Origin of the sequence: uncultured Mycobacterium sp. (genome assembly GCF_964249325.1) — a bacterium.
Taxonomy (GTDB): domain Bacteria; phylum Actinomycetota; class Actinomycetes; order Mycobacteriales; family Mycobacteriaceae; genus Mycobacterium.
Map to the genome: position 1 here is coordinate 1 of NZ_CAXUCH010000311.1, position 4,129 is coordinate 4,129.

The 4,129-nt window shown below is 67.5% G+C and carries 3 protein-coding genes; all 3 read right to left on the minus strand.

Translation table 11 applies throughout. The annotated features are described in order from the left end of the window. Positions 1-9 precede the first annotated feature (9 nt). Positions 10-1,674, minus strand: coding sequence for an ABC transporter substrate-binding protein (locus ACFE99_RS23360; protein WP_375489006.1), 1,665 nt, complete (start codon positions 1,672-1,674; stop codon positions 10-12). Positions 1,675-1,679: 5 nt separating this feature from the next. After that, on the minus strand, positions 1,680-2,954 hold the full coding sequence (gene secF, locus ACFE99_RS23365; RefSeq protein ID WP_375489008.1) for a protein translocase subunit SecF: 1,275 nt from the start codon (positions 2,952-2,954) through the stop codon (positions 1,680-1,682). A gap of 4 nt (positions 2,955-2,958) precedes the next feature. After that, positions 2,959-4,129 (minus strand): protein translocase subunit SecD (gene secD / locus ACFE99_RS23370; protein ID WP_375489010.1); only part of this gene is annotated, 1,171 nt, incomplete at its 5' end.

The following is a 4,129-nucleotide window of genomic DNA, read 5'->3' on the forward strand; positions in this document are numbered from 1 at the left end:
CGCTCGCCGTCACCGCACCAGCACCCAGCGGTCCATGTTCCAGCCAGCGCCCCAGCGGGTCGGGTTGCTGGTCACGGCATACATCTTCTTCGACGTGACCAGCGTGCGCTGTTGGCGGTACAGCGGCAGCGTCGGCATGTCGGCCCACAGCACCGCCGCACCGTCGCCCAGCAGCCGCGCGAGGTCTGCAGGGTCGGCGGAGACGGCCTGTGCGCTGATGATGCCGTCGACTTGACTGTTGCGGTACCCGGACAGGTTGTTGCCGGTGCCGCTGAACAGGTCGTAGCCGTCCATCGCGGACGATCCGGTCGACCCGCTTCCGGTGGCGCCGCCGGTGCTGGCCAGCAACGCGTCGATCTGGCCCCCTTTGAGCGTCTGCGGGCCGGTGGCAGGTGCGGTGGCGTCGGAGACTGCGATGCCGGCCGGTGCGCAGGCTTTGGCGATGGCCCCGACGATGGCGGCCAGCCGCGCGTTGGGCGCCCGGTAGCCGATGCGCACGGGCAGCGGCGAACCACCCAGCTCGTTTCGGGCGGCGTCGGGACTGGACCGGGTGAACGGCGCGGCCGCCGGGGCGGCGCTCTCGGCCTCCCCCAGGGCATCGTCGGTGGCGGTGTGCAGCCGCGCGTTGGCGATCGGCACGGCGGCGTCGCGCGCGATCACGTCGCGCGGCGTGCACATCGCGAGCGCGCGGCGGGCCCGGGTCTGCGACAGCGGACCAAGTGGGGAAAAGATCAACTGCTGGATGCCGCCCGACGCTGAGTCGGTGCGCTGGTAGGTGTCCGGGGTGATCAGCGATCCCGACGATCCGGCCGCGACGTCGACGACGTCGACGGACTTGTTGTTGATCCGGTCTTGAATGTCGGCCTCCTGCGGCCACACCGTGACCCGCCTGGTGACGGGCTTGGTGCCCCACCAGCGGTCATTGGCGACGAGCACCACCGCGCCGCCCTGAAGCACCGATTCGATCTTGTACGGTCCCGACGACGGGAAGTGCCTCAAGTCGAGCCCTGGCTTGAGGTCCCACGTCGTGTTCCATACCTGGGCGATGCGGTCCACGACCGGCATGTTGTTGGTCTGGAGTGCGGCGGTCACATTAGCTTCTGGGACGCCCAACTCGTCGGCGATCACGTGCGACGGCATCAGCGACGTCGCCGTGAACAGCTGGCTGTAGTCGACGGCGTTGCGGTCCGGGGCAAACGACACGCGCGCCTTCTTTTGTCCCGGGTGGCAGTCGACGTTGGCGATGTCGATGTGCCCGGCGCGGTTGGCGGCGTCGAAACCGGGGAACCGGCCGGACTGCGCGGCCCAGGCCAGCACCAGGTCGTCACAGGTGACTGGCCTGCCGTCGGAGTACACGGCGTTGTCGGCGATTTGGTAGTCCAAGACTAGCGGCGCACCGCCGACCACCGAGACGGTGCCGAAGTCGTGGTCGGCGACCACCTGCCCGTCCGGTCCGTGGTAGCCGAAGCCGGTGAGGGTGCGGGCGAACGCCTGCGCTGCGGCCGACGCGGCACCGTTGACGGTGTTGGCGTTGTAGCTGACCAGCGTGCCGTCGACCGCGTAGTCGATCTGCCCGGCGGCGCTGCCCGCGCACGCCGTCAGCATCGCCGGGCCAGCAGCCACCAGTGTCGCCGCCAGCGAGACCGTGGCCGCGCGCCGACACCAGAAGGCCATCGGGGCTATCGCTTGTTCCGCTTGCCGGTGGGCCGCCGCTGGCTACCGGTGGGCCGCACCGGGCGCGCGCCCGGTGCGGGTTTGCTTGGCGCCGGCTTGCTGTGAGCGGCCGCGGCTGCGGTGACCTCCTGCGGCGACTCCGGTGATTCCGCCGCGGATTCGGTTGCTGCCCCGGCTTTTTCCAGCTCCTTGCCCCGCGAGGGATCGCGGCGCCGCAGCACCCGACGGGTGTGGCCGCGCACCAGTTCGGTGCGTTCGCGAAGGGTCACCAGCAGCGGGGTCGCGAAGAAGATCGACGAATAGGTGCCGACGAGGATGCCGACCAGCTGTACCAGCGCCAAGTCCTTGAGGGTGCCAACCCCCAGCAGCCATACCGCCACCACCAGCAGGGCGATCACCGGCAGCACCGAAATCAAGCTGGTGTTGATCGAGCGCATGAAGGTCTGGTTGACCGCCAGATTGGCCTGCTCGGCGAAGGTGCGCCGCGTGGTGTGCTGGAAACCGTGGGTGTTCTCCTCGACCTTGTCGAACACGATGACCGTGTCGTAGAGCGAGAAACCCAGGATGGTCAGCCAGCCGATCACCGTGGCCGGGGTGACTTCGAAGCCGACCAGTGAGTACACCCCGGCGGTGACCGTGAGGTCGAAGAACAAGGCCGCCAGCGCGGAGACCGCCATGTAGCGCTCGTAGCGCACGGTGATGTAGAGGGTGACCAGTACCAAGAACACCACCAGCGCAATCACCGCTTTCTTGGTGATCTGGCCACCCCAGGTTTCGGACACCGCGGAGTCGCTGATCGCTTGCTTGCTGGGCCGGCCGTCGGCGCCTTTGGGGTGAAACGCGTTGAACAGCGCGTCTTTCAGCTTCGCGGTCTGCTGATTGGTGAGCGTTTCCGAGCGGATCTGCACGGTCGCCGAGGCGCCGTTGCCCACGATCACCACCGACTCCGGATCGCTGCCCAGCGTGCGCCGGAAGACGTCTTCGACTTGGGAGACCCGGGCGTCACCGCGCGGGAACGACACCTTGGTGCCGCCGGCGAAGTCGATGCCGAAGGTGAACCCGCGAATCACGATGCTGGCGATGGCGATCGCGACGATCGCCGCGCTGACCGCATACCAAAACCGGCGTCGTCCGACGACTTCGAACGCGCCGGTGCCGGTGTAGAGCCGGGTGAAGAAGTTGTGGTGCGGCAGCTGGGTTTCGTCGCCGACATCGAGGGCGGCCGCCGTGGTTTCGGTGAGTTCCGTTGCGCCGTTTGTGGTTTTCGCTTTGGAAGCCATCTCGCTATCCCCGTCCTATCTGGGCGGCGGCGCGCCGCTCCCGCGCGACCTGCTGAACCGCGCCCAGGCCGTTGAACTTCGGCCTGGCCAGCGTTGCCGACTTGGAGGCCAGGTACACCAGCGGCCAGGTCACCAGGAACACCACGACGGTGTCGAGGATGGTCGTGAGCCCCAACGTGAATGCGAACCCCTTGACCTGTCCGATGGCCAGGAAGTACAGCACGGCGGCGGCCAGGAAGGTTACCGCGTTACCCGACAGGATCGTCTTGCGCGCCCGCGTCCAACCGCGAGGCACTGCCGAGCGGAACGAACGACCCTCGCGGATCTCGTCTTTGATGCGTTCGAAGAACACCACGAATGAGTCGGCGGTAGTGCCGATACCGATGATCAGACCCGCGATGCCGGCCAAGTCCAGCGTGTAGTTGATATAGCGGCCCAACAGCACCAGGATCGCGAAAACCATTGCGCCCGAGGCGGCGAGCGATAGTGCGGTGAGCACACCCAAAGCCCGGTAGTACAGCAGCGAGTACACCAGCACCAAGGCCAGCCCGATCGCGCCCGCGATCAGGCCCGCTCGCAGGGAAGTCAAACCGAGTGTGGCCGAGACGGTTTCGGCTTCCGACGATTCGAATGACAGCGGCAACGACCCGTATTTGAGCACGTTGGCCAACTCCCGGGCCTGACCCTGGGTGAAGTTCCCGGTGATCTGGGTTCGGCCGCCCGGGATCGCTTCCCGGATCTGCGGCGCGCTGACCACCTGCGAGTCGAGGGTGAACGCCGTTTGGGTGCCGACGTGAGCTGCGGTGAAGTCCGCCCAGGTGCTGGCCGCCCCGCTCTTGAATTGCAGGTCGACGACGTAGCCGCCGCTGTGCTGGTCCAGACCATAGCTCGCGTTTTGGATCTGGTCACCGCTGATGATCGACGGCTGCAGTAGGTAGGCGGTCTTGTGGTCGGTCGAACACGTCACCAGGGGCAGCTTGGGGTCGTCGTTACCGGCGAGGATATCGTCCTGCCCGCAGCGGGTGGCCTGGTATTGCAGGGCCAGGAACTCCACGCCCTGGCTGGTGCTCTGGCGCCACTTCTTCTCTTCGGCGATGCGCTCGGCGAGGTCCTTGCGTGGATCCGGAGGGGCCGGTTTCTCGGCGGGCGCCGGGGGTGCGGCGCTGGGTGCGGGC

Excerpts from the sequence above, each read along its gene's own strand:
- ACFE99_RS23360 (WP_375489006.1), bottom strand. The coding sequence starts at position 1,674 with ATGGCCTTCTGGTGTCGGCGCGCGGCCACGGTCTCGCTGGCGGCGACA.
- secF (WP_375489008.1), bottom strand. The coding sequence starts at position 2,954 with ATGGCTTCCAAAGCGAAAACCACAAACGGCGCAACGGAACTCACCGAA.